Here is a 24,999-nt window from a genome sequence, read left to right on the forward strand (position 1 = left end):
GGCGATTTATAGCCTAAACCCTTTTGAATTCTCGTTTGGTTGTAGTACAACTCGATATATCTAATGATATCGGTAATGGCGGCAAATCTGGTCTTATAGTCCTGATGATATATTAACTCATTCTTTAATACGCCCCAGAAGCTCTCTATAGGTGCGTTATCAAAGCAGTTACCTTTAGCGCTCATTGAGCCTGTAAGCTGATGCTGCTTGATGATCTTATGGTAGGCATGACTACAGTACTGACTGCCTCTATCAGAGTGAACGACTAGCCCTTTACTGGGTCGTTTGTTCTTAATCGCTATGTTGAGTGCACGGCATACTAAATCTGCGGTCATACGCTTGTTAATAGCGTAACCGACAAGCTCTTTAGTGTATAAGTCTTTAACGCCTGCTAAATACAGCCAACCCTCAAGTGTCCAAATATAGGTGATGTCACTGACCCACGCTTGGTTAGGGCGACTGGCATCAAACTTCTGATCCAGTACGTTTGGATAGATCAGCTTGTTGTGATTGGAGTCGGTAGTGACTTTAAAGCGCTTGTGGCGACGGCATTTGATGCCATGTTCCTCTTTAATGCTTCTAACCATGTATAGGCTAATGTCATGGCCTTGCTCGGTGAGCGTTGCATGCAAACGTTCATAACCATAACGTTCTTTACTTTCACTGTGAGCGGCTTTAACGAGTAGCTCGCAATGGTTGCGATGTATCTGCTGCTCGCTGATATCGCGACTCAGCCAGTCGTAGTAACTTGAATGCTTAATCTTTAGCACACGGCACATAGTGGTGATGCTAAAGAAGTGCTGGTTATCTTTGATAAAGGCGTACCTGACTAGCTGTGCTTTGCAAAGTACGCCGTCGCCTTTTTTAATATCTCTCGTTCCTCTTCGGCTACTTTAAGCTGTCGTTTGAGGCGCTTGTTCTCTTCAATCACGGCTATGAGCTGTGGATCGTACTGCTCTGTTCCTACAAGCTTGCCTTGGTTGGCTTTGTTATGCCAATTAGATAAGGTCTGCATGGCGATGCCAAGCTGCTTTGCGGTCGCTGAGATATTGCCATTATTGTTTGCTATCTTCTTAACGGCTTCTGCTTTAAATTCTGTGCTGTAAGTTCTGATTTTCTTGGTCATGGTAAACTCCTGTGAATACGCTTAGTTTACCAAGTTTAGTTGTACGGTTTCTTCAGCATAGCTCACTGTGATTGAATCATATCAGGACAATATTTTCTCATTAACAAAATAGCACTTCTATATGTATTCTCAATACTATTAGAATCAATGCTTGTGTAGTAAAGAGGCGAGCTATGTCTAACGTCAACACCAGTGATTAAATCAGCGTGCAACGGCTCATTTAACTTATTTTTTATGATGAGGTATAGAGCTGAATTTATGTGTTGATAACTGAGTGCAGGCAGGTCTAATTGTTCTTGTAGGTCTTTTAGTATTTCAGATATATCTGTATTTTCGATATTGACTGCGTCAATAATGGAATGCAACTGAGTAGGTAAAAGAAGTATAAATTCGTTATCAATACTCTTGCGATGTTGCAGTAGATGACTTCTGCGATTCATAGTAACGTTTACTACAATCTTCAAAGTGTAGTAGCTTTCACCTATTATTTTTTTACTGCTGAGCCACGTGCGTTGGCTTTTCTCTTTGCCAAGTTCATTAATGACTTCTTGGATCTTACGTCCACTAAGGAATGACATTAAGATAACTACATAGCCAAAACGACTATAATCATCCGTAACCATTGAAAGCTGCCAAACTCTATTAAACAATTTTTGAATACTCAGTAAACTTAGCTGCCGTAAACTTGTTGGAAAGCCAAATTGATTGCGCCTAGCGTGGCGAAAGTTATTTTTGAGTTTCCATTGCTGCAGTTCAGCAGACTTAGCAGTATATCTAGAAGGCTTAAAATCGTTATCTAAAAGCTTCTCTGGATCATCATCAGCTAAATTTTCATTGGAGGACACATTATCGTTTTGGTGACTTATTCCAAATATAGTGGCTCTAAGTGGTTCATCATCACTATCAAGAAAAACCTTGTTTAAACCAACACTATTATTGTCAGTGTCATCAGACTTAGAATAAGTCTTGCCAATAAACGCCTTATCTTCCGCTACGACCTCGTAAGCGAGCCTAATACGACCAATCTTTCCTGCCAGCTTTTTATTAACAACCTTACTTGAGGCTTCTGACTGCTTAGTTAAAACCTCATACTGGCGAATAGCATGTAGTACACTTTCTAATGAACTCTGCTGGGCATGTATACCAATAAGCTCCTTTACTATTTCAGATTGTGGATTGTTCGCATTTAACCCCATTCTGACTCTAACACCTAACTGACTCACCTTAGCAAGATGACCATCTCCACGCATTGTGATTCTTACAATGATCTGTAGATATATGCTCATAAACTGCCAGGCAATGCTTTTTCTATCTACCTCACCATACTTCTGATAAAAAAGTATCAGCATATAAGAGACAGCCCATTCTTCAATTTTCTGCTCTTTAATAATTCTAGTTGCTATGTCAGAGCATTCACCTTCTGTAAAATTAACCTCAAATATATCTATAGCGAAGTTTATATTCAAAGCAAAATTTGGTCTAAAGCCCAAAACGTAAATAATCAAATCTTGTATTCTTACAACATCAGGAGACCCTTCAGGTACTAGCTTATCAAGAACTATATCCAACTCATTCTTATTTAAATTCATCATAATTAGTTCACCAGCCAATCCATGTTTTTTGGAATACCTATCACATTGTTCTGAATAGCTTTTCTACATTGTTGATACTCAAAGTCTGCCTTTTTAATACCGGCAAATTTACAATACGACTCAACGGATAAAACATCTATGCGCATCAATTTACAAATAACTGAGCTGGGCGCTTTCTGCTTAAGCGCCTTAAATAAGTCAGGGTGATTAATATTTTTTAGGTTGACGAGTTGCACTACCTCAGCCCATGCCAGCATTCGAATATCTTTAATACTTTCTGGTGTGATGAGACATGGATAACTGTCCGTACTTTGCAGTCTTAATATCTCATCAACTCTCTTAAAATCATTAATAAAAAATAATGTATCACTACTGTTTTTGATCACTCTGATAGGCGGGCAATAAAACTTATCTAGATATCTAATGCTTACAGAAGATGAGCTGAGCCTGAGCCTTTGCCAAATTATTAAAGCTTGCTCAGCTTGCGGATGTATAAGCAATTTGTCTCTATTTAAATTAATAAGCTTTTGATTCGGTTTTAAGTTTGTAGTTTTCATACTGTCTCAAATTTATTTTCTTTTTGTATTTCAGTTATCAATCGATCATACGTCTCATCCTTCGACTCGCCTGGCATGTGATGCTGTTCTATATATGAGTAGGTTTCATCAACTGACATTTTAGGTAAAGTTGATTTCCATAATCCGTTAAGAACTACATTAATTTTAGGGTTGGCTTTAACTTTAGAAGTTGATGAATTTTTATGACTGGGGTGATAAACATCAGTCGTACTCTCTCTGCTATCATTCTTATTTGATTTGCTACTTCTCTCATTTTCCCAGTCTTCATCATCGATATTGAAGCGTTTATCAGTCTGCTCTTTAGTAGTGAGTTGGCGATCTGCAACACGTTGTAACCATTGGCGTAGTCTTAGCTTACGAATACCTTCACTTTCTAAAGGCTTGCCGTTCTGAGCCTTCTCTGCGTAATAAGTTTTAAAATCTTCAACGTGTAACTTATACTCATTATCTGTCATCTCTAATTTCACACTTGCCTGAGATAGATCAACTTGCATAACGCTCTTTGAGGGTGCTTGCCATTTTTCAATACCATCATAACCGCTAGTGGATAAATCATGGTTAGTATCATTTTGCTCAACAAAATCAGTTTGAACATCTGAGCACACAATAGAAGAACCTTGTGAGTGCGCCTCTCTCTCAAATGTTTCTTGTTTTCTGTTTTCTAGTTCATGTTTTATAGTTATAGCTTCTTTTTGCGTGACTATTGCGTGACTCTCAGAGTGACACGTTGCAATGTTATTGTTGTTTGAGTTAATTTTATGCTGATGTATGTCAAATAATTTTCGCAACTTAGTCATGCCTTTAGTGCCTGTGCTATCTACACCTATGTCTGATAACTGCTGACGCATTATCTTTTCAGCATCACGTGACTTGGCTTTTCTTTGAGCATCAGTTAAGGGAGTGGTTGGAATAACACTATTGTTATGAATCGTGACGTCATCATTATTTACTGTATCGTTTGTACTGTTCTTCCAATTGCGAGCTTTATAATTTTTCAGGATAGTTTCCCAAATAGTGTGTTTGTAGGATTTAGTACGTTTATCCAATTTAAATTTATCTTTTAAAATTATTTCTAAGGCCTTTCTTTCATCATCACTGTTACAAGATAACCTGTGCGCCAATAGATCTACATCAGAAGTAAACGGCTTACCATCTTTTAAATAATTCGTACGCATATCTAAATATATGCTTTTCTCTATACGCGTCATATGACGTGTTTCGAGCTCCCAATCACCGAAATTATGATTCACATAATGCATTCCACTACTGCCATTTGTTTCGTATTTTTGCTTTGGCATTTTTCAGATTCCTTCAATTAATATGAAGCTAAGTTTTAAGTTTCTTAACAGCTTTTTAAAAATTAGCTCGATGTACATGATTTTTCGCAGCTATCAAGGTATTCATCCAGATGTCTTTTTCTATACAAAATATGTCGGCCGACTTTGCTGTATGTAATAGCATCTGATTTATGACAGCGCATATGCTGCAACGTGTGCAATGATTTGCCTATGTAGGCGGCGGCGAATTCAGGCGAAAAAGGAGTATTTGGAGCAGCTTCAATGACTTTTTGTTTTAAAATCTCTTTTTCATCATCTGTATATTCTGACCAAGTTTTTTTGCGATACATAACTTCTTTCCTTGTCGATATAGATTATTACTTCTAAATACTAGTAAGTATAGTTTACTCTCGAAACTATCAAAATCAATCGAAACCTAAATTATTATTGTTAAGTAATGTAACTTTCATGTATAGCAGGGTACAAGTAGCTATGGCATAAGAAATCACTATTTTATGCTATTTCTTTTAAAAGTTTCTCGTGATAAAATAAATACAAGAAACTTTTTATGAGTTAAGGGGAAATTTGTGAGTGAAGATCTAAAACAGATGGCTAATAGAATTAAAGAGTGCATGAAGGCGAAAGGACTTAAACAAGTAGATATTGTTAAAACTACGGGGGTTTCTAAAGGAAGCATATCAAAATGGTTAGCTGGTAAAGCCAAACCAAGTGGCGAATATTTACTCCGCCTTTCACAGGTTCTAGGTGAATCAGAATATTGGTTATTGAATGGTGAATATCCTTATAGTTCTTATGAAGATATTGACGACGCTATGGACTATATGAACGCTTACGAAGAAAGTATGAGGGATCATTACATTACAGAGCTCGGTTTAGAACCTAGACTTCCGTATAGTATTAGATTTTTAAAAGAAGAGTTTGAGAATAAGATTTTTAGTGAGCATGAAGAGTTTGAAAAACGATACGAGCCTTCTGCTGAACAAGAGCGTCAAATCGAAGAGTATGAAGAGTGGCTAGAATGGGAGGAAAGAGCGGATGATTTTATTGAAAATAGGTCGACCTTAGAACAGATAAAGAAATATCCCAATTTAAGTGTTTTTATAGAAAATTTTAAACATGTAGAACAACCATTAAGGTCGCAATCTGAAATTGCTGAACGGACGAACAGTAACTTAAGTAAGACCCTATTCTATAATCAAGAAGACCATAGCATGCAGCCGATAATCACTATTGGTGCACAGTGCTCAGTAGATTTAACTAAACGCACTATAAAAAACGGCAAGTTTTACTTGATAAGAACGGATAGCTTTTACGGGGTAAGAGCACTATTTAATCAGTCTGATGGTGGCCTGCTACTACAATGTAAGAACAAGGAATATCCAGATGAGAAAATTTCTAAATCCAAAACAGACAGCTTAGAGGTTCTCGGTTATGTTTATGCTTGGACTAATATGGATCCTTGGTAAAGAAATGTCTTAACGTGACCTTAAAGCTACTTATGAAGAGTACTAAATATTAAAAAAAGGTCATCTGCACCTTTAGGAAGCATAAGCAAATAATAAGCTCGACTATCCAAACGCGCTAAATCAATAGTTTAATGACAATCGCTCGAATCTGAAGAGGATCAGTGATATTAAATGCATTTGGACTACTAAGGACTGCTTGTATCTAATGTATAATAAAGAATTATGTACTAGAGAGCTTATTGGCTAAGCAATAAATAAATGTACGCAGCTGATTCGATATGCTGCGCATTCAATGTAATAATTAGGGATAAACGGTTGGGTCAAAGTTTAATTATTACAATCTATATAATTTAATATTTTGTACAATCTGCTGATAACTTTTTTGGTACTCTTAACTGAATCGAAGTCCGTTACATAAATGCGTTTCATCATATTAAAATTAACGACGAGATCTAAAACTAGTTAAACAAACCAATTTTTAAAAGTAATTTTGATACTTATTTGATACTTGAAAAATATTGTTACATCTTTTTAGTTATAGCTAAATATAGTTAATTTAACCCTAAGTCATTGTTTATAAATATATTTTATCTCTACTCATTGCTTATTATCGTTAAGTATATCTAGTTATTTGAGATAGCCAAAGGATTCAAAATCCGTTGCCTTTAAAGCGTGTCGGTTCGAGTCCGACCACTGGTACCATTATTTATTAACAATAAAGCCTCCTATTTTGGAGGTTTTTTTGTGCCAGCATGATTGGTCATTATGTTTATATTCCTACCTCATATTGCATGACGGCACTTATTTTGATTGGTACTGCGTAACCCCAAGGTGTTCCGCTGCTACAATAAAAATATCCGTCATAGTATGAGACAATATAAGCGGTAAAATCATTACCATAATGATCCATCATTGCTTGCTCATCGCTGTTATCACAAACTGCACACCATATCTCTTTATCACCACGTGTCAGCATTGCTCTTGTCAAATCGCTCCCTTTTAATTCGTTATTCATCAGCGGCTCCTTAATTGTCTTGTATCATCATTAAAAAGACATCTTTTTACGATGATGACTTGTGCCATTACTTGCTCTAAAAGCATGGCCTGAGCTATAAACAACACCTATCATTATTTTAGTAACTAAGCGGATAAGGCATTTTTTGTCCTTTCAACAGTCGTTTACTTCTGTTGAAATTCTAGTGTAAAACTTCAGAAGGAAAACTGTAATATAAAAAGCATTTATTTATGATAAACGGTATTAATTTATCGATGACCAGATAGTCATCGCACAATTATTAGAATAATTATTAGAATAATTGTTAAGAAAAATTTCATGCGATGATAAAGATAAGCCTATTAATAGAGGCACACTAACTCACTAGAAGTTTAAATCAGAGCTATTTATGTCTGTTACTTTCTTAGATCTGTTCATTCAAGCATATCATCGTAGCTCGTTCCCACCTCCTACAATCAATACCAAAATAATCACCAAATCAGGTAAAATAGTTGTCATGACTGCTTCTATCAAACCAAGCTTGCGTAAGATTATTCACATCGACATGGATGCTTTTTATGCCAGTGTCGAACAGCGTGATTTTCCTGAGCTACGTGGCAAGCCATTAGTAGTTGGTGGTGACCCAAATGGTCGCGGCGTGGTAGCTGCAGCTAGCTACGAAGTCCGTAAATTTGGTGTGCGCTCGGCGATGTCCTGTTACGAGGCGCGCAAACGCTGTCCTGAAGTAGTATTTGTGCGACCACGCTTTGATGTCTACCGTGCGGTCAGTAGCGATATCCGCAGTATCATGCACCGCTTGACACCGCATATTGAGCCGTTATCTTTGGATGAAGCTTATCTCGATGTCACGGGTTTGCAAGCCCAGCAAGGTTCTGCGACTTTGATGGCCAATTGGTTACGGGCGCAAATCTTAGAACAAACTGGATTAACAGCCTCTGCAGGCGTGTCGTTTAATAAGATGCTAGCCAAAATTGCTTCTGATATTAATAAGCCTAACGGTACAGCGATTATCACCCCAGCTGATGCTGATGCTTTTATTAGTACACTACCTATCGAGCGCTTTCATGGTATTGGCAAAGCAACTGCCAAGCGCCTCCATGCGATGGGTGTGAGCAATGGCGCCGACCTTCGACGCACGCCAGCCGCTATATTGGTGCAGGAGTTTGGTAAGCGTGGCCAGTTTTATCATGACATTGCTCATGGTCGTGATGAGCGCCCTGTCAAATCTGAGCGCACGCATAAATCGGTAGGCTCTGAGACCACATTTAGAGACAATCTAAACAATAACGACGAACTAAAAGCACAAATCTACGAGCAAAATGACGATGCATTTAGACAAATGCAAAAGAAGCAATTGATTGCTTATACCATTACACTGAAGATTAAATACGCAGACTTTACTCAAATTACGCGCTCACACACCTTATCGACTGCATTTGTGAATGCTATAGATGCTCACTACTGGTTAGATAAGCTGTTTTTAGACATTCCACGCGAGCTGCCTATTAGGCTGGTTGGGGTGACTTATTCTTCATTGACCCCTGCCACACAATTATTACCACAGTTAAATTTATTTGAATAACCTAGGGTCTGTTGAACATTCAAATATTAGGACTACTGATTGCTAAAATCGTCCCAAACTTTTATCAAATCAGGCGTAAACCGACGATAATGTCGAGACCTTAGCTAGGTTTACAACAACGTTTGGGGTGATTTTAGTATCAGCCTTTCAGGGCAGGGCTATTTTTTGCCAATACATGGCGAAATTATCTAACCTAGAATGACTAGGCGTCAAAAATTTCACTGCGTATTGTCTAAAAAATAGCCACTGCCAGTGCCACATTTGAATGTTCAACAGACCCTAATATTTCTTTGGTGGAACAACTATAGGATTAATTATGATTGATAAAAATGCTTAGGCTATTTGGGTAGCCAAAATAGCTTTTACACGAAATCACCCTTTAGAGCGTATCCTCATTTTAAAAATACTGATAAAAATGAGATGAATGGTAGTGTGTGTTAAACATTTAGTTGCTTACGTTTAGATTGAGGACATGCCTTAGTAATTATCCTTTCATATTCTGATTTCTGCTACAATTACGCCAAAATTCTATCCTTTCAAAGACTGATTATGACCAATTCTCACCCTGTAGTTGCCGATAGTAATACTGCCATTCATATTGATGGAAACAATGATAGCTTAAACTATTTGAGCGTAGATGATTACGATTATGAGCTGCCAGATAGCTTGATTGCTCGTTACCCGTTGTCAGAGCGTTCAGCCTCAAAATTGTTGTACCTGCCTGCTGACAATAATAGTGATAAGGTCAGTCAAGCAGAGGATCGTTTATTTGCGCAATTACCTGATTTGTTAAATGCGGGCGATTTGATCGTATTTAACGATACCAAAGTCATGAAAGCGCGCTTGTTTGGTCAAAAGGATACCGGCGGCAAGGTGGAGGTATTGATTGAGCGTTTGATTGAACTCTCGGATTTGGATATAGCGACTCTGCACTTAGTGACGACGGACGAGCAACCAGTTATTAGAGAGCATGTGGCCCTTTGCCATGTCAAAGCCAGTAAAGCGCCAAAACTGGGGCAGCGATTAGCGCTCGCTGATGGTCACATGGGCTGCGTGATGATTGGTCGCCAAGACAATTTGTTTATTTTAGCCTTTGATGCGTCTATTCTGCCTCATTTAGAGCTTTATGGTGAGTTGCCCATTCCGCCCTACTTTGAGCGTCACGCTGATGACACAGACAATACTCGTTATCAAACGGTCTTTCATGATCCGGCCAAGCTTGCCAGCGTCGCCGCACCCACAGCCAGCCTACATTTTGATGAAACGGTATTAAATAGGCTTGCGGCAAAAGGTATTCATACAGCGTTTGTTACCTTGCACGTTGGCGCGGGTACTTTTGCTCCTGTTAAAACGGATAACTTACTCAACCACACCATGCACAGCGAATACGCACATCTGCCACAACCAACCGCCGATCTTATTAATCAAACCCATGCGAATGGCAAGCAAGTCATCGCTATTGGTACAACGGTGACGCGTGTCCTTGAAACTGCGTATCAAAAAACGGCAGTTGACGGCAACGCGCTTTCTAGCTGGTCAGGCGACACCGATATTTTTATATATCCTGGCTTTAAGTTTGGCGTCATAGACCGACTGCTGACGAATTTTCACTTGCCCAAGTCCACACTATTGATGCTTGTATCAGCATTTTCAGGTAAGGGCGCTATCGAACAAGCGTATCAACATGCTATCCAAGCTGAATATCGCTTTTTTAGCTATGGCGATGCGATGCTCCTTGATAAAAAAGTGAAATAATACTCTTTACTTAAAATATTATCAGTCAGCATTACTGTACAGTAGCTACTAAAAAACAACGTCTATGAAATAAACTGGTAAACTAAACCGTATTTTGTTATAACAGCACAGGTAACTCACATTCTAAGGGCTGCACATGTCTTGTCATTTATCTCATCGCTTGACTACTGTAAATTGTGCGGTGTCGATGGCGTTACTTTATTCCATAGGCTATGTGGCTATATCTTCTAGCGCGCAAGCAGCAACGATCGGTAAGACTGTTGTCACCTCTGCACAGCACGAACCCTTGACTGCCAGCATTGTGGTCACTGATATTAAAGCCGCCGACTTTTCAGCCAGCTTGGCCAATCCTGTTATTTATCAACAAATGGGGCTGACGCCAACAGATTCGATGACGGTTAGCTTTAGACCAACATCAGCGACCAGCGGTCAGGTTTTGATCAATACCACGCAGCCCGTCTCTAAGCCTTTTGCCGATGTGGTCTTAGCCATTAATGACGGGGGTCAACGTAATGTCATTCCTAAGACATTACTCATGCCTCTTGATGAGAGCGTACCGATTAAAGCCGCCAAAAACATCGTGACAGGGGCAAAAAAACCTAATTTACCTGTCATGTCAGCCACCAATGCCAAACCGTTGACGGTTAGAAGAGGTGCGCCGCCACCACTGATATCAACACCTAAAGCAACAGAATTAACAAAAGCAACTGCAACAACATTGTCAGCGCCTAAAATGCCTGTGCGCACTGCTCAAACCTCTATTCAAGCCCCGACAGTTACGCCAAACTTGCCGGAAAATACTGCGTCTACGCTACAAAGCAATAGCCCTGTTTATGCCCCTAGCCGCTTGGATAATGGCCGTTTGAATGGCAGTTTTAGTATCAATGATAGCGTTGCTTTGGTTGGCGCTAATGATAATAGCCGTGAGTCGGTCAGTCATTTGGACAATGGTCGTGCAAATACTGACAACAGCGTTATGACAACGGCTGCTAGTGGTAACGATACCAGCGCTATAGTCAAGGCAGCTAACAATTCTACCGAAAACAAAGTAATCGCTAATAAAGTAATGGCTAACAATGTCGCGGTAAATAATGAGACGACGGCTGAAATCACTGACAAACAGTTCGATATTCTGAATATTCAAATCACAAGACAGATACAGCCTAGTAATAAGAGCAATAATGGCATCATGGTCAACTCGTCTACATCGCCGCTACCAAGTAACAATGTTGCAAACGCTAATGCTGCAAACGCTGCAGCTATACCCGCGGCAAATACTAGCAACGCTATTACTACAGCGCCAAGCCATATCCCCTCTAGCGAGATTGCTTCAGCTACGCCAACAGTAAATAGCAATGTCGCAGCTACAAATGGTACAGGAACTAACAACGCTAGTAGCACGCCAGTTGACTATCAAGTACAGCGTAACGATAGTTTGTGGGTCATTGCCCAGCAGGTTGCTCAGAAAAACAATCTAGACGTTCAAACGGTCATGAAACAGATTCAGGCCCAAAACCCGAATGCTTTTATCAATAAAGACGCAGATCAACTCAAAGCAGACGCTAAGCTGAGCTTACCCAACTATGAGGTTGTGCCATCACAGCAAAATCTAGAAGCGGCTATTGATGCTCAAAGACAATATCGAATGAGCGCAAACACCCCTAGCGGTAAGGAAATAGCGGCAGCAAAACCAGCGGCAAAAATAATGCCTAAGACAGCGCCTGAGCAACCATCTAAGACAACTCAAGCAGCCAAAAATCCTGAGAAGCCAGCCATTACTAACACTCAGACATTGCCAACAGCGCGCTTTTCTGTACTCGCGCCCGGTCACGATGCCAATAAAAATGGCAACGCCGATGGGACTCAAGCCAAAGCAGCAACCATCACGGGTAATGGTCTCAGTACAGAAACTTTAGCGACGCTCAAAGCCTCTAGGCAGAAAGCGGCATCACAAGCGCAGCGCCTGTCAAAAACCAACAGTACACTCGACAGCTATACTAGAAAACTGCAATTACAAAACCAAAAACTGGCGGAGCTTCAAGCTCGTCTCAAAAAATTACGCAATCAATAATTGCCTGACTGATCAGCGCAGTGTACTGCAAACAGTGATCGTAGGCGTGGGAGTAACTATGGACAATATGCTATATATCATCGCCGGACTGGTGCTTATTTTACTAATAGCTGTCTTGGTAATGCGCAAAAATAAAGCGCAAAAACCATCGGCACGCGCGCCTATACAGGCTGGTAAAAACTTGGCAGCCAATGCCCCAGTAACCACTTCTGGAGCCAATCAGCATCGTCCTACGCAGCAAAACGCGAGTAACGAAGGCAAGTTTGATAATCTGTCGGTTGCTCAGCGTTTTATCGATCAACAGCGCTACGACAAAGCCATCGAAACCCTCAATCGTGGTCTCATAGAAAAACCCAATGACAGCCAGCTATCACTTAAGCTGCTGGGTATATACGCGACCATCAATCAAACAGATGACTTTTATAGAGTTTATGACGGTATCAAAAGTCATAGTGATGCAAAAAGCATTGCACAAGCTGACGAACTAAAAGCCTTGCTGGTTGAAGAGCAGAATCAAGTAGCACAACATGCAGTCGCGGCGCAAGATACTCAAAATACTGACTTTGAAAGTTTAGATTTTGACTTACCTGCCAGCCAAGTCAATAATACACCTACTGTCCAAGATACCGTTTCTGCCGAAGATAGTGCGATTTCTTTACTCGATACGCCTACTGAAAAACCCGCAGTATCTGATGATTTTAATGATGTCAGCGCTACCACTGAAAACGTCGATGACACCTTTGAGCTAACACTTAGTGACTTAGAAGATGATGTTGACGAGCCAACTGCTACTAGTATTATGCCGGTCAGTCAGGTCGATATCGCTGAAGAAGAAAATCTGGCTCTAGACGCTAGCAATGCTACGCCTACTATTCAAGACGATGATATCAGCGACTTCGACTTTGGCCTTGATGTGCCTGCACAAACCGATAATAATACCGAGCCTTCTGTCAATGCCGCTGTTATTGATAGCGCGTCTGAAGACATCACGCTAGAAGATGAAGACTTTGTCTTAGATTTTGCAGACTTAGAGACTGCTGTGGATGCAGATGCTGAGCAAGCGACTAATGAAGCCACTATAGATGCACCTCAAAATAGCGAAGATGACCTTACCTTATCGTTAGATGACATCGATGAATCACTGCCTACCGATGATGTCTTAGAGAGTGAACAACCTGCTCTTGTGGAAGATAATGATCTTGGTGATTTTGTCCTTGAAGAGAACAACTTTAAAGACAATGACCTTGAAAGTGACAGCTTTGAAGACAGCATCTTTGAAGACAATAGTTCTGAAGAGTTTCAGCTCGATGATAATAACGTAGAAAATACTCGTGAAGAGTCTAGCATTACACCTACTATGCCATTGATGTTCGATGACAATACTTTGATAGGTGATGATTTTGACTTTGACTCGCTAGCAGATGCACCAACAGCAGCGACACCCGTTGAAGCTGAACCTGACTTAAGCGCGCTAGACAGTGAGATTGTTACTGACAATCAGGTCGAAATAACTGAAGACTTCTCTTCACGTTTCGCCGCAGACTTTGACTTTGTTAAAACCTTGGATAGCAATCAAGTCACTTTAGATCTAGCTGGTCAATACTTACAGTTGGGTGAATATGATAGTGCCAAACGTTTGCTAAATGAAGTCATCACTCAAGGTACTAGCGAACAGCAGCAGCAAGCTCAAGTGCTACTCGACCGCACCGCATAGTCAATAACCTCTTCTCGTATCAGCAAGTATTTTCTATATCATTTAGAATAAATACTTGCTGATTTTTTTTGCATTTAACCTTTATAATATCTATTATCATACTACCTATCATTCCTAAGCTTTCCTCTCTTTTTTTCACATTCATTGACTGCGTCCATACTATGCCATCCTCTGTTATGACAAAAAACTTATCCGACCCTATTCACCTCATTTATGCTGGTGGTACTTTTGGTAGCTACGGACGACCCTTAGCACCTTTATCTGCTGAAATATTTTTGCCTACATTGCAACAACTGCTGGCTAAGCAAGATAATGCGAGCCATCTACCTAAGATTTCATGGCTTGACAATGCATTAATTAAAGACAGCAGCCAACTGACTCCTAGCGACTTTGTACATTTTTATACGCTCCTATTAAGCGCATATGCACAAGGTAACAGACGCTTTGTCTTAATCACTGGTACTGACACCTTAAGTTATTTAGGGGCGTTTTTAGCAGAAGCGTTCGCCGGTAGCGATATTAGTATCGTTGTGACTGGCAGTATGCGCCCGTTACTAGACAGTGAAGTGTTGCATGACTATAGTGTCGATGCCAATAGTGACGCATGGGACAATCTGACTGACGCCTTAAAACTCGCAGCGGCTGGCGAATCAGGCATTAAAATTTGCTTTGGTGGTGAGTCATGGCCAGCACAAACGGTGCAAAAGATACACAGTCATGATCTAATGGCATTTACCGGACATTCTCGAGCCGCTTATCCTGCCAATAGTTATATAAGAGCATTACCAGACACGCGGCGACAGCATTGGCTTGATGACCAATACGATATAATTGATGCTATTCAAGGTCGCGCTGAGCAGGTGCGCATCCATGCTTTATACTGTTTGCCTAATGACACCGAGGTGATGAGCAATCAGCTACAAGCATTATTGTCGCAGCCACCCTCTGGCATTATGCTACTAGGATTTGGCGCAGGCAATGTCCCCTATTCGGACGCGCTGGCAGCTGCTCTACAACTGGCTTATGAGCGCGGCCACATGGTGATCTGTGCCAGCCAATCGCCCTTTGGCGGGGTGAGCGATAGTTACGCTGCTGGTAGTTGGCAGTATGATTATCATGTAATAGCTGGCGGGCGCTTAACGATCCCCGCTATTTATGCTCGCTTATTATGGCTGCTGCTGCGCTATGACAGTCCTGCAAGGCGTCGACAGCGCTGGCTGAATAATGTCACCCAAGCTGGTACAACCATTAAAAAACGCTAACAGACCACTACCTCCTACTCAACTGTATATATTTTGAACACACCATGACTGAGATTAAGCATATAGCGTCTGACGATTCACCCATTTATACCTTAGCGATTGCGGTTGAGTTTTTGGGTACTCATTACCATGGCTGGCAACGTCAACGAGAAGTGCTCGGTGTCCAACAAGCGCTAGAGACTGCCATCAGTAAGGTCGCCAATGAACCGGTAGAAGTGATCGCCGCTGGTCGTACCGATGCCAGTGTGCATGCCAGCAATATGATTGCCCATTTTACTACCCGTGCTTATCGGCCTACGCAAAACTGGTTGCGCGGCGTCAATAGCTTGTTGCCTGATGACATCGCCCTGCGCTGGATTCAACCGATGCCAGCGGACTTCCATGCGCGTTTCGGTGCCATTGCCCGCCGTTATCGTTATATCACCCTAAATCAAGCACAGCGCCCTGCTATTTTAAATCATCAAGTAACGCATATCTATGAGCCACTCGACTTGGCGGCGATGCAATTGGCGGCTGCCGATATCGTCGGTACTCACGATTTTAGCAGCTACCGCGCGGCGGCTTGTCAGTCTAATCAGCCGGTACGTAACGTTAGCCATGCTAGGTTATTTGCTCATGGTCAGTTCATTGTTTTTGATATCCAAGCAGATGGTTTTTTGCATCACATGGTGCGTAACTTGATGGGCACATTATATGCTATTGGGAGACATGACTTAGAGCCAAGCGATTTTTTAAATATTTTAGCCAAAAAAGACCGTACCATTGCACCGCCTACCGCCTCTGGTGATGGCTTGTATTTTATTAACGCCTACTATCCTGAACGCTTTCAGCAGCTATTACCTAACGCCTCTTTGACGCCCATTTGGCTAAATTTGCCCGACTGAATGAACCTCAATGGACATACATAACAGTTACAGACTGTCAAGTAGAAACCTAGGGCTGTATTGCTTTAATCAGCAAACTTACGTATAATATCGGCTTATTTTTAATTGATTGATACAAATTATGGCAAAAGACGAGATTATTGAATTTGAAGGCGAAGTCATTGACACCCTTCCAAATACATTGTTTAAAGTTCGTTTAGAAAACGGACACGAAATCATTGCACACATCTCCGGTAAGATGCGCAAGCATTACATTCGTATCTTGACGGGTGATAAAGTGAAGGTCGAAATGACACCTTATGATTTATCTAAAGGTCGTATCACTTATCGTGGCAAAAACTAAATTATTATTTCCTAGAATGGTTATAACGGCATTTGTATCGAGACGTTTTATTAATAAACGGTTTGCACTGATATAAATTCTTGAGTGGTTTAACGGATAATAATAATGATATTGCTAACCTACTCATTATTGCCTATCATATGCTAGTTATTGGTTTTTATCATAAAAAAATACCGCTATTCAACAGCGGTATTTTTTTGTCTGGCTTTTAAGATTTACTAGGACGTGTCCTCATTTTAAAAATGCTCATAAAAATGAGATAAATTGCCGTCAAACGAGGAAAATAGCGCAAATAATATTGGGATATTAATCAGCTATTTGACGATGTTTGGCAAAATTTAGCCATTTTTAGCCCATATAGATACAAGCGCTTGAATTGAAGACACGCCCTAATACTGAACCGTTATTTAAATGTTACGGTTGCCCCATTTTGAATGACGCCTAGCAGCGCTAACGCGTCCCAGTTGGTCAAACGTACGCAACCTGCCGAGGCTTGGCGACTGATACGAGCAGGGTCTGGCGAACCGTGGATACCATACGAGGGCTTGCTTAGTCCAATCCACACCATTCCTACAGGGTTGTTAGGGCCAGGTGGAATAATCGCCTTACTACCATCATCAGCAGTATAAGTATAATTAGGCTCATGCACCTTGACTGCTACGGTGTGCGTGCCTGTGGGCGATGGCGTTGCCGTGCTGCCTACGGTGGTTGGATAGCTGGCGACCAAATTGTCTTGCGCATCGTAAGCGTAGAGCGTTTCAGTCGTTCTATCAGCGACCACGCGGCTGACAGCCTTGGTGTTCGGATTACCCGGATTGTAGACGATGATGGTTTCGCCAGCACTAAAACTGGCATTAGGATTAAGCGCTTTAAGATACTTTTCACTGATATGGAATTTTTCCGCCAGTCCTTCTATCACGCTTTCGTAATACATCCCCTCGAGCTTTGCTTTTTCTTTTGCTGCTGCTGGAATGGTCGTGGTTTTGATATTGACATCCGCCTCGCTCAACTGATAGCTGACCAATACGGGTTGCGCCAGCAGTTGGTCGTTTTTGGTTAATGCTTGCCACGTTTCGTTATTTAATGTCTCTGTGACCGTCAAGCCCTTGGCTTTTTGGAACGCTTGCATGGCTTTACGGGTGTTTTTACCCCAATAGCCATCCACAGGACCAACGCCGCTGTGCTGCCAATTTAATAATGCTTGCAACTTTGTGCCCGTATTACGATCGATATCTGCCCCCGCCTGCCAATTGGCTGCATTCACTTTTTGAGCAGTCGCTGGCAGATTTTCTGTACTGTACTTAATCGTGGGTAAAAATTTATTCAGCGATACGGCGGTCTTACTGTTGCCCGTCAGCTTTTGGCTAACCCCATTGGTCACTGGACTCATATCAGTAGCATCATCTCTCACGGCCTTACCAAGCATGTTCGGGTTAGGTTTGTTGGGAATAGCTCCGTTGATGATATCTCTGTTGGTGGCGACTTGGTTAGGGACATTAGCAGTATTCGTCGTCGTAGTCTCATTGGTTGCCTGCGTATCTTCAGGGGTTGCTGCCGTGCTTTCATCGGTCGCTGTCATATTTTCAGTGGTTGCTGCTACGCTTTGACCTATGAAAACAGTGGTTGATAAACCAATCGCCAATAACGCAGTGCTTATTTTTGTCAATTGATACATGTAATGCTCCTAAAATTATTTTTTGTTTTATTAAAGCGTGTCCTCAATCTGAAATAAATAGGCTAAAAATGAGGACACGCTCTAGAAATTTCGTTATTAGTACTTATTATTCTTACCCACTATTTACATCTATCGTTTACATTGCTAATGAGCAGTCTTTGGAGGAATAACATTATTACTGCTTATTTGGAAGTTACCAATATTGCCATATTCCGTTGTGAGCATATAACGGCTTTGTGTTACTAAACGCCTTATCCTACGGTGTCTGTGTTAATGCAACGCCTGCCTGATCAGTATTGTAAGTGCCGCATCCTGAATTTTACGACTGAATTGTTCTCATCAGTAATGTCGAATCGTCGGCGCATAAAAAACCCATAAACTGCTGAGCAATTTATGGGTTTTAGTAGAAAAATCAGACGATTAAAATATATTGTAAAGAAGCTATTAGCGCAGTTTATTTATACCAGTTTAGCCAATACTGCTTGACCCATTTCTTGACAGCCTACTTGCTTCAAGCCTGCCTCAGTGCTGTCCAAGATATCAAGGGTACGTAAGCCATCATCGAGCACTTCACTGACCGCTTGCTCAATCGCTTGTGCAGCTTGTTCTTGTTTAAAGGTATAGCGTAGCATCATCGCCACAGACAATATCGTTGCCAAGGGATTGGCTTTGTCTTGGCTAGCAATATCGGGCGCTGAACCATGACACGGCTCATACATACCCTTACCGGCAGCATCAAGACTGGCAGACGGTAGCATACCGATAGAGCCCGTTAACATAGCGGCTTCATCAGACAAGATATCGCCGAACATGTTGCCCGTCACCATGACATCAAACTGCTTAGGATCTTTAATCAGCTGCATACAAGCATTGTCAGCATACATATGCGATAACGCTACGTCATTATAATCCGCTTGCTGCATCTCAATCATCGTCTGCTTCCACAGCTCAGTGACTTCTAAGACATTGGCTTTATCGATTGAGCAAACCTTGGCTGGCGTACCTGCAGCCTGTGCGCGTGTTTTTGCCAATTCAAAAGCAACCTTACCGATACGCTGAATCTCACTGGTGCTATACACCATGGTGTTATAGCCTTGTTGCTCGCCGTTCTCTAAGGTTCGGATACCGCGTGGCTCACCGAAATAAATACCGCCCGTCAATTCACGGACAATCAGTAGATCCAGACCTGAGATAATCTCAGGCTTGATACTTGAGGCATTAACAAGCTGCGGATAAAGTTTGGCTACGCGCAGATTGGCAAATAAACCCAGCTCACTACGAATTTTAAGTAAACCACGCTCAGGACGTTTGCTACGCTCAATACCATCCCACTTAGGACCACCCACCGCACCCAATAACACCGCATCTGCTGCACGCGCACGTTGTAGCGTTTCTTCTGGCAATGGTTCACCCGTGGCATCAAACGCCACACCACCAATTAATCCAGATTCAAGGGTCAAACCTAACGCAAATTTCTTATTAACCGCTTCGAGCACATCAACCGCTTGAGTCATGATCTCAGGGCCGATACCATCGCCCGCTAATGTTAAAATCGTTGCCATACAGATCCTTTTGGGTAAATAGTTTTTTATTGATTGGTAGTGCTAAAGCTGTATTGCCGCTTTATACAAAACCGACCTCTAGCGACAAATGCAATAATAGACCACCATTATCAATGGTAGTCAGTACTAAAGAGGTCGTTGTTTCTTATTTAGCTAAATGTTGCAAAATAATCAAATCGAGAGGCTAGCCATCACTATCAAGCCACCGTTTTTGCTTGCGTAGATTTTTGCTCAACAATGCTGGTCTCTACAAACTCTCCTTGATGCTCAGCGCCCAACTGCTTACAGAATCGACGCTGCAAACTTTTATCTTGCGACAGCTCGATGCATAAAGGCTCGGGTGATGCTGTGTCTAACAGACTGCCTGAATTGTCACTAGATTTTTTTTGATAAGCTCGCAACTGATAAGTGCCTGGTTCGACGAAATCATGAATAATCGCAAAACGCTCAACATAGCCGACGTTATTTTCTGGATAGAAATTAACCTGTACTTCGCGTTTTGCAGGTTTGACCCGTGCGTAGTAATTGGTCAATCCTGGCATACCAGATTTAGACAGTGGAACGATTTTGACCGCATTATTATTCAGCAGCGGTGCCATATCAATACTCATCTGTTCTTGTGCCGACTTATCGCCTTCGATAACGGGCATGGTAACCAGCATGTCAGGACTGACCGGCTCGTGGGTATCCGGAGCAATGACTAAAGTTTTGTCAATCTGCACAATTTCACAATGATAAGTACCTAGGCAAGAAATATTCACCTCACCCGCAACAGGTTGGATGTTCCCTGCACGCACCTTAGCACTATCTGCTTTGTCTATTTGTTTATAGCCCGTCAATGATTGACAGCCTGTTAACAATAAACTTGCAGCGACAGCCATACTTGTCCAGACAGCATAACGTTGTTTATTCATAATGACGGCTACTATTTAATATGGAAGATAAGTTACCCTTCATTCTAGCCAGTTCATCAGCATAACTCAACGCTGCATTACTATTGTTCATCGGTTTTTTATAGCCACTGGTCTATCAGTCACGCTCTATGCTCTAACGTCATTAAATATCCAAGGCGTTTTTTGCATCATTTTATGCTCATAGTCTTTAATCGCATCGCTTTGCTGCAAAGTAAGACCGATATCATCAAGACCATTTAGCAAGCAATGCTTACGAAACTCATCGACCTCAAAAGCATACTCTTCACCGCTTGAGGTAATAACCACTTGACGCTCGAGGTCGGCGGTCAACTCATAGCCTTCATTGGCAAGCGTTGCTTTCATCAAGGTATCAACAATGGCTTCATCCAAGACGATTGGTAGCATGCCATTTTTAAAGCAGTTATTATAAAAGATATCGGCAAAGCTTGGGGCAATGATAGTACGAAAGCCATATTCTGAAAGTGCCCAAGGTGCATGCTCACGGCTCGAGCCACAACCAAAGTTTCTGCGTGCCAGCAATATAGTAGCGCCTTGATAACGGGGCTTATTTAAGACAAAATCTGGGTTAATTACACGAGTGCTGTTATCTTGACCCGGATAACCTTCGTCGAGATAACGCCAATCATCAAATAAATTGACGCCAAAGCCCGTACGTTTAATGGATTTTAAAAATTGTTTGGCGATAATTTGGTCGGTATCGACGTTCGCGCGATCGAGTGGGCAAACGATACCGGTTTGGGTGTTATAAGCTTGCATGGTTTTTCCTTAAAATATCGATTACTAACGTAAATTTTCTAGCTGCTTAATGAAGCTTAAAAGAGCGTGCCATTTGTTTAACAATACTTGTCATTTTAGTTTTTTCACTCTCAGGATAGTTCAGATGTAATACTACTTCCTGACCATTATTAACCTTAATAACATGATAGAAAACTTGACCATCCTCTCTATAACCACTTACTGTATAGGTTTTATCTTTTAACCGCTCATAAGTAACTGTCATGCCTGTTTTATATCGATGCTGCTTTTCTTTCAGATAATCACTATCTGTATAAAAGAAGACACTTGGTGTATTACTGCCAAAGACCAAAATATCGGCATTGGAGTTGGGCAACTTAAAATGACGACCGTCACCATTATCTGCTTCAGGCAACCATTGCAATTGATTTGGCACATCGACACAATAGGCAAATCTTCCATTACAGTAATCACGAGCCATCGCTAGCTGAGAGCTACCCAGTATGCAAAATAAAAAGAGCAGTATTTTCATCTCTGTTCTCTCAGCCGTTCTAAATTAAAACGTCCGTACATCTACAAAGTGACCCGCTAATGCTGCCGCTGCTGCCATTGCTGGACTGACCAAATGCGTACGACCGCCATTACCCTGACGACCCTCAAAGTTACGATTAGACGTCGAGGCACAATGCTCTTGCGGCTCAAGCTTATCTGCATTCATCGCCAAACACATCGAGCAGCCCGGCTCGCGCCACTCAAAACCCGCTTCCGTGAACAAAGCATCTAAGCCTTCTGCTTCAGCCTGCAACTTCACTTGCCCAGAACCCGCCACGACAATGGCTTCTTTAATATTGTCCGCCACCTTACGACCCTTGATAACAGCGGCGGCATCACGCAAATCTTCGATACGCGAGTTGGTACACGAACCAATGAAGATACGATCCAATTGGATATCAGTGATTTTTTGCCCTGCTGTTAGACCCATATAGGTATAAGCGCGCAACCAGCCTTCTTCTTGCGCTTCATCCACGGCTTGCTCAGGTGTCGGTACCGACTGCGTGATATCGACGACCATTTCAGGTGACGTACCCCAAGAAACCTGAGGCGCAATCTCGCCACCATCAATCTCAATAATAGTATCAAATACGGCATCAGCATCTGAGTATAAAGTGCGCCAATAAGCTTCCGCTTGCTCCCACTGCTCAGCGGTTGGCGCATAAGGACGACCTTTGACGTAATCGATAGTCGTATCATCAACTGCGACCATACCCACGCGTGCACCTGCTTCGATGGCCATGTTACAGACGGTCATGCGACCTTCCATGCTCATGTCTTCAAAGACTTGTCCAGCAAATTCAATGGCATGCCCCGTGCCGCCAGCGGTGCCAATTTTGGCGATAATAGCAAGTACCACATCTTTTGATGTCACGCCAGCACCCAATTTGCCAGTGACTCGAATCTGCATGTTTTTGGATTTCTTTTGAATCAAGCACTGAGTCGCCAATACATGCTCAACTTCTGAGGTACCGATACCGTGTGCCAAGCAGCCAAGTGCGCCATGGGTGGCAGTATGTGAATCACCACAAACCACCGTCATACCCGGCAATACCAAACCCTGTTCAGGACCGACCACGTGCAAGATACCTTGACGCGCATCATTGATAGTAAACTCAGCGATATCAAACTTCGCGCAATTGTCATCCAAGGTGAGTACTTGTAAGCGCGACACCTTATCCTTAATACCAGGCACGCCTTCTAAACGCTCTTTGGTCACCGTTGGTACATTATGATCGGGACTAGCGATGTTAGCCGACAGACGCCATGGCGCTCTATTGGCCAGCTCCAGACCTTCAAATGCTTGCGGACTCGTCACTTCATGCAATAGATGGCGGTCGATATAAATCAGGCTCGAACCGTCATCACGCTTGGTGACTTCGTGAGCATTCCAAAGTTTGTCATATAACGTTTGACCGGCCATGTTGCTATCCTTTATTAGTTGCTAATTACTGACTCTATACGCCTGCTCACACCACAGCGAGCTAGGTTTTAGAGGCTTTTATCTAATTGTCATACTTGTCTAATCAATCACTCTATCGATAACGTGGCATTGTATTACCGCCGTTTTTTAAATTCAATTTACTGTCTATCAAGACTATTTATCAAACCTGTTCTTCAAAGGCACTTTTATGGAAAGCCATTAAAAAGCACTGTCTATTAAATTGGTCCCTCACGCAACTATATCAATACTACTTGAGGGGTCTTTGGGTAAATCAATAAAATTGGTCGTCAATATAGGCGTTATACGGTCAATTACCAAGTTAATATAATAAATATGTCATAATACGTCTTGATGTCTTGTGATTATAGCAGGCTAATCCTATAATAATAATTGATGATTTTTGCATAGTCACAAACTTTTATTTCTAATTCATTATGATTAGGCTAGCCAACTTTTATTTATAGCTCGTTACGTAGCTAAGGAAATCGGTTTGAATACCACGAATTTGACGACATTCGTCACTGTTATGCACACAGGCAGCATCTCAGGCGCAGCAGAAAAGCTGTTTATCACTCAGCCTGCGGTCAGTAAGCGCATCAAAAACTTAGAAGATGAATTTAACATCACCTTATTTGATACAGTCGGGCGCGGTATTGTACCAACTCAAGCCGCCAGTGAAATGCTGCCGCACGCCAAACGTTGGCTTGAAGATTATGAAAACTTTAAAATAAACCTCCAGCATTCAAAGCATATTGTGTCGGGTAAACTCGTTATTGGCACCAGCCACCATATCGGCTTGCACCACCTTGCTCCTGTGCTCAAGCATTTTATTCAAGCCTATCCTGCGGTACAACTAGAAGTGCATTTTGTCGATTCAGAAACCGCGCATAAGGCCGTGCTCGATGGCGATTTATCACTCGCATTTTTAACCTTGCCGCCCGTCTACGATAAGCGTTTGACCTATCATACCTTATGGTCAGATCCGCTCTATTTTATGACCGGCACTTTATCGCCTTTAGCGACCAAATCTAATGTGACGCTCGAGCAATTGGCGCGCTACCCTGCTATCTTGCCCTCTGCCAATACTTTTACCAGTCAGATCACCTTAGCGGAATTTGCCAAGCACAATCTAAAACCATACGCGACGATGAGTACCAACCCGCTAGAATCTATCCGGATGTTGGTCTCTGTGGGACTTGGCTGGTCAGTACTGCCGCAAACGATGGTCAGTCAAGATTTAGAACGTATAGATATGGCGGATAATATTGAATTGCAGCGTTATTTGGGGGTGGTTATTAATCCAAAGCTTACCCAATCAAGCAGCGTAACCGCATTGTTAGACTTGCTTGCTCCTATTGATTAAATAATTTTTTATAGATGTTGAATAGTTATTTCTAAAATTAGCGGGCT

Annotated in this window: 21 protein-coding genes; 9 read left to right on the forward strand and 12 right to left on the reverse strand. The window is 41.8% G+C overall.

Going from position 1 to position 24,999, the window contains the following annotated elements:
- The 5 genes from AAEY79_RS11085 to AAEY79_RS11105 all read right to left on the reverse strand — a co-directional run.
- Positions 1–1,126 (reverse strand): IS3 family transposase gene (locus AAEY79_RS11085; protein ID WP_350541748.1). Its coding sequence is split into 2 segments (ribosomal slippage), with 1,127 coding nucleotides annotated over them: positions 1–868 and positions 868–1,126; the frame shifts between segments, so codons are not numbered across the junction. This gene is flagged as partial in the annotation.
- Between the two features lie 62 nt (positions 1,127–1,188).
- Complete coding sequence (locus AAEY79_RS11090; RefSeq protein WP_352288369.1) at positions 1,189–2,718, reverse strand: hypothetical protein; 1,530 nt, start codon at positions 2,716–2,718, stop codon at positions 1,189–1,191.
- A 2-nt stretch (positions 2,719–2,720) separates the two neighbouring features.
- Complete coding sequence (locus AAEY79_RS11095) at positions 2,721–3,275, reverse strand: hypothetical protein (RefSeq protein WP_201567762.1); 555 nt, start codon at positions 3,273–3,275, stop codon at positions 2,721–2,723.
- On the reverse strand, positions 3,272–4,594 hold the full coding sequence (locus tag AAEY79_RS11100; protein WP_201567761.1) for a DUF1376 domain-containing protein: 1,323 nt from the start codon (positions 4,592–4,594) through the stop codon (positions 3,272–3,274). The genes AAEY79_RS11095 and AAEY79_RS11100 overlap by 4 nt, the downstream gene beginning before the upstream one ends.
- Before the next feature lie 62 nt (positions 4,595–4,656).
- Positions 4,657–4,923 (reverse strand): helix-turn-helix domain-containing protein, encoded by a 267-nt coding sequence (locus tag AAEY79_RS11105; RefSeq protein WP_201567759.1) that lies wholly within the window; start codon positions 4,921–4,923, stop codon positions 4,657–4,659.
- A gap of 237 nt (positions 4,924–5,160) precedes the next feature.
- Between AAEY79_RS11105 and AAEY79_RS11110 the strand changes: the two genes are divergently transcribed.
- The gene (locus AAEY79_RS11110) at positions 5,161–6,060 is read left to right on the forward strand and encodes an XRE family transcriptional regulator (protein WP_201567757.1); all 900 of its coding nucleotides are present in this window, start codon (positions 5,161–5,163) and stop codon (positions 6,058–6,060) included.
- A 769-nt stretch (positions 6,061–6,829) separates the two neighbouring features.
- Here the strand turns inward: AAEY79_RS11110 and AAEY79_RS11115 are convergent.
- Positions 6,830–7,075 carry a hypothetical protein gene (locus AAEY79_RS11115; RefSeq protein WP_201567755.1) on the reverse strand — a complete coding sequence of 82 codons (246 nt, stop codon included), beginning with the start codon at positions 7,073–7,075 and terminating at the stop codon, positions 6,830–6,832.
- Positions 7,076–7,571: 496 nt separating this feature from the next.
- On the opposite strand from AAEY79_RS11115, the gene dinB reads away from it, so the two are divergent.
- The 7 genes from dinB (at position 7,572) to infA (ending at position 16,686) form a co-directional block, all read left to right on the forward strand.
- Positions 7,572–8,657 carry a DNA polymerase IV gene (gene dinB / locus AAEY79_RS11120; protein ID WP_101210894.1) on the forward strand — a complete coding sequence of 362 codons (1,086 nt, stop codon included), beginning with the start codon at positions 7,572–7,574 and terminating at the stop codon, positions 8,655–8,657.
- Between the two features lie 549 nt (positions 8,658–9,206).
- Positions 9,207–10,412 carry a tRNA preQ1(34) S-adenosylmethionine ribosyltransferase-isomerase QueA gene (gene queA, locus AAEY79_RS11125; RefSeq protein WP_201567754.1) on the forward strand — a complete coding sequence of 402 codons (1,206 nt, stop codon included), beginning with the start codon at positions 9,207–9,209 and terminating at the stop codon, positions 10,410–10,412.
- 136 nt (positions 10,413–10,548) lie between these two features.
- Positions 10,549–12,483 (forward strand): FimV family protein, encoded by a 1,935-nt coding sequence (locus tag AAEY79_RS11130; protein ID WP_201584492.1) that lies wholly within the window; start codon positions 10,549–10,551, stop codon positions 12,481–12,483.
- Positions 12,484–12,541: 58 nt separating this feature from the next.
- Complete coding sequence (locus tag AAEY79_RS11135) at positions 12,542–14,197, forward strand: FimV/HubP family polar landmark protein (RefSeq protein WP_352288375.1); 1,656 nt, start codon at positions 12,542–12,544, stop codon at positions 14,195–14,197.
- A 176-nt stretch (positions 14,198–14,373) separates the two neighbouring features.
- Entirely contained in the window at positions 14,374–15,459 is a 1,086-nt protein-coding gene (locus AAEY79_RS11140; protein ID WP_227675076.1) for an asparaginase, read from the forward strand.
- 44 nt (positions 15,460–15,503) lie between these two features.
- Positions 15,504–16,343, forward strand: a complete 840-nt coding sequence (gene truA / locus AAEY79_RS11145; RefSeq protein ID WP_201584498.1) for a tRNA pseudouridine(38-40) synthase TruA — start codon at positions 15,504–15,506, stop codon at positions 16,341–16,343.
- A 121-nt stretch (positions 16,344–16,464) separates the two neighbouring features.
- Entirely contained in the window at positions 16,465–16,686 is a 222-nt protein-coding gene (gene infA, locus AAEY79_RS11150; protein WP_010199824.1) for a translation initiation factor IF-1, read from the forward strand.
- 403 nt (positions 16,687–17,089) lie between these two features.
- Here the strand turns inward: infA and AAEY79_RS11155 are convergent, their stop codons facing one another.
- From AAEY79_RS11155 to leuC, 6 genes are all read right to left on the reverse strand, one after another.
- Positions 17,090–18,361: a L,D-transpeptidase family protein gene (locus AAEY79_RS11155; RefSeq protein WP_201567793.1), complete on the reverse strand. Its 1,272-nt coding sequence runs from the start codon at positions 18,359–18,361 to the stop codon at positions 17,090–17,092.
- Between the two features lie 458 nt (positions 18,362–18,819).
- Positions 18,820–19,923: a 3-isopropylmalate dehydrogenase gene (leuB, locus tag AAEY79_RS11160; RefSeq protein ID WP_201567791.1), complete on the reverse strand. Its 1,104-nt coding sequence runs from the start codon at positions 19,921–19,923 to the stop codon at positions 18,820–18,822.
- Positions 19,924–20,120: 197 nt separating this feature from the next.
- A complete protein-coding gene (locus AAEY79_RS11165) occupies positions 20,121–20,837 on the reverse strand; it encodes a hypothetical protein (protein ID WP_025651389.1) in 717 nt (238 codons plus the stop codon).
- Between the two features lie 126 nt (positions 20,838–20,963).
- Positions 20,964–21,614, reverse strand: coding sequence for a 3-isopropylmalate dehydratase small subunit (gene leuD, locus AAEY79_RS11170; RefSeq protein WP_201567789.1), 651 nt, complete (start codon positions 21,612–21,614; stop codon positions 20,964–20,966).
- Between the two features lie 46 nt (positions 21,615–21,660).
- Positions 21,661–22,125, reverse strand: a complete 465-nt coding sequence (locus AAEY79_RS11175) for a hypothetical protein (RefSeq protein ID WP_201567787.1) — start codon at positions 22,123–22,125, stop codon at positions 21,661–21,663.
- Between the two features lie 24 nt (positions 22,126–22,149).
- Positions 22,150–23,568, reverse strand: coding sequence for a 3-isopropylmalate dehydratase large subunit (leuC, locus tag AAEY79_RS11180; RefSeq protein ID WP_201567785.1), 1,419 nt, complete (start codon positions 23,566–23,568; stop codon positions 22,150–22,152).
- 511 nt (positions 23,569–24,079) lie between these two features.
- Between leuC and AAEY79_RS11185 the strand changes: the two genes are divergently transcribed.
- Positions 24,080–24,952 (forward strand): LysR family transcriptional regulator, encoded by an 873-nt coding sequence (locus AAEY79_RS11185; RefSeq protein WP_025651392.1) that lies wholly within the window; start codon positions 24,080–24,082, stop codon positions 24,950–24,952.
- Positions 24,953–24,999 lie beyond the last annotated feature (47 nt).

It is taken from the genome of Psychrobacter sp. GW64-MNA-CIBAN-0177 (assembly GCF_040309585.1).
GTDB lineage: Bacteria > Pseudomonadota > Gammaproteobacteria > Pseudomonadales > Moraxellaceae > Psychrobacter > Psychrobacter okhotskensis.

Excerpts from the sequence above, each read along its gene's own strand:
- AAEY79_RS11130 (WP_201584492.1), top strand. The coding sequence starts at position 10,549 with ATGTCTTGTCATTTATCTCATCGCTTGACTACTGTAAATTGTGCGGTG.
- queA (WP_201567754.1), top strand. The coding sequence starts at position 9,207 with ATGACCAATTCTCACCCTGTAGTTGCCGATAGTAATACTGCCATTCAT.
- AAEY79_RS11105 (WP_201567759.1), bottom strand. The coding sequence starts at position 4,923 with ATGTATCGCAAAAAAACTTGGTCAGAATATACAGATGATGAAAAAGAG.
- leuB (WP_201567791.1), bottom strand. The coding sequence starts at position 19,923 with ATGGCAACGATTTTAACATTAGCGGGCGATGGTATCGGCCCTGAGATC.
- AAEY79_RS11095 (WP_201567762.1), bottom strand. The coding sequence starts at position 3,275 with ATGAAAACTACAAACTTAAAACCGAATCAAAAGCTTATTAATTTAAAT.
- AAEY79_RS11155 (WP_201567793.1), bottom strand. The coding sequence starts at position 18,361 with ATGTATCAATTGACAAAAATAAGCACTGCGTTATTGGCGATTGGTTTA.
- AAEY79_RS11135 (WP_352288375.1), top strand. The coding sequence starts at position 12,542 with ATGGACAATATGCTATATATCATCGCCGGACTGGTGCTTATTTTACTA.
- AAEY79_RS11140 (WP_227675076.1), top strand. The coding sequence starts at position 14,374 with ATGACAAAAAACTTATCCGACCCTATTCACCTCATTTATGCTGGTGGT.
- AAEY79_RS11165 (WP_025651389.1), bottom strand. The coding sequence starts at position 20,837 with ATGAATAAACAACGTTATGCTGTCTGGACAAGTATGGCTGTCGCTGCA.
- leuC (WP_201567785.1), bottom strand. The coding sequence starts at position 23,568 with ATGGCCGGTCAAACGTTATATGACAAACTTTGGAATGCTCACGAAGTC.
- truA (WP_201584498.1), top strand. The coding sequence starts at position 15,504 with ATGACTGAGATTAAGCATATAGCGTCTGACGATTCACCCATTTATACC.
- infA (WP_010199824.1), top strand. The coding sequence starts at position 16,465 with ATGGCAAAAGACGAGATTATTGAATTTGAAGGCGAAGTCATTGACACC.
- AAEY79_RS11115 (WP_201567755.1), bottom strand. The coding sequence starts at position 7,075 with ATGAATAACGAATTAAAAGGGAGCGATTTGACAAGAGCAATGCTGACA.
- AAEY79_RS11175 (WP_201567787.1), bottom strand. The coding sequence starts at position 22,125 with ATGAAAATACTGCTCTTTTTATTTTGCATACTGGGTAGCTCTCAGCTA.
- dinB (WP_101210894.1), top strand. The coding sequence starts at position 7,572 with ATGACTGCTTCTATCAAACCAAGCTTGCGTAAGATTATTCACATCGAC.
- leuD (WP_201567789.1), bottom strand. The coding sequence starts at position 21,614 with ATGCAAGCTTATAACACCCAAACCGGTATCGTTTGCCCACTCGATCGC.
- AAEY79_RS11090 (WP_352288369.1), bottom strand. The coding sequence starts at position 2,718 with ATGATGAATTTAAATAAGAATGAGTTGGATATAGTTCTTGATAAGCTA.
- AAEY79_RS11100 (WP_201567761.1), bottom strand. The coding sequence starts at position 4,594 with ATGCCAAAGCAAAAATACGAAACAAATGGCAGTAGTGGAATGCATTAT.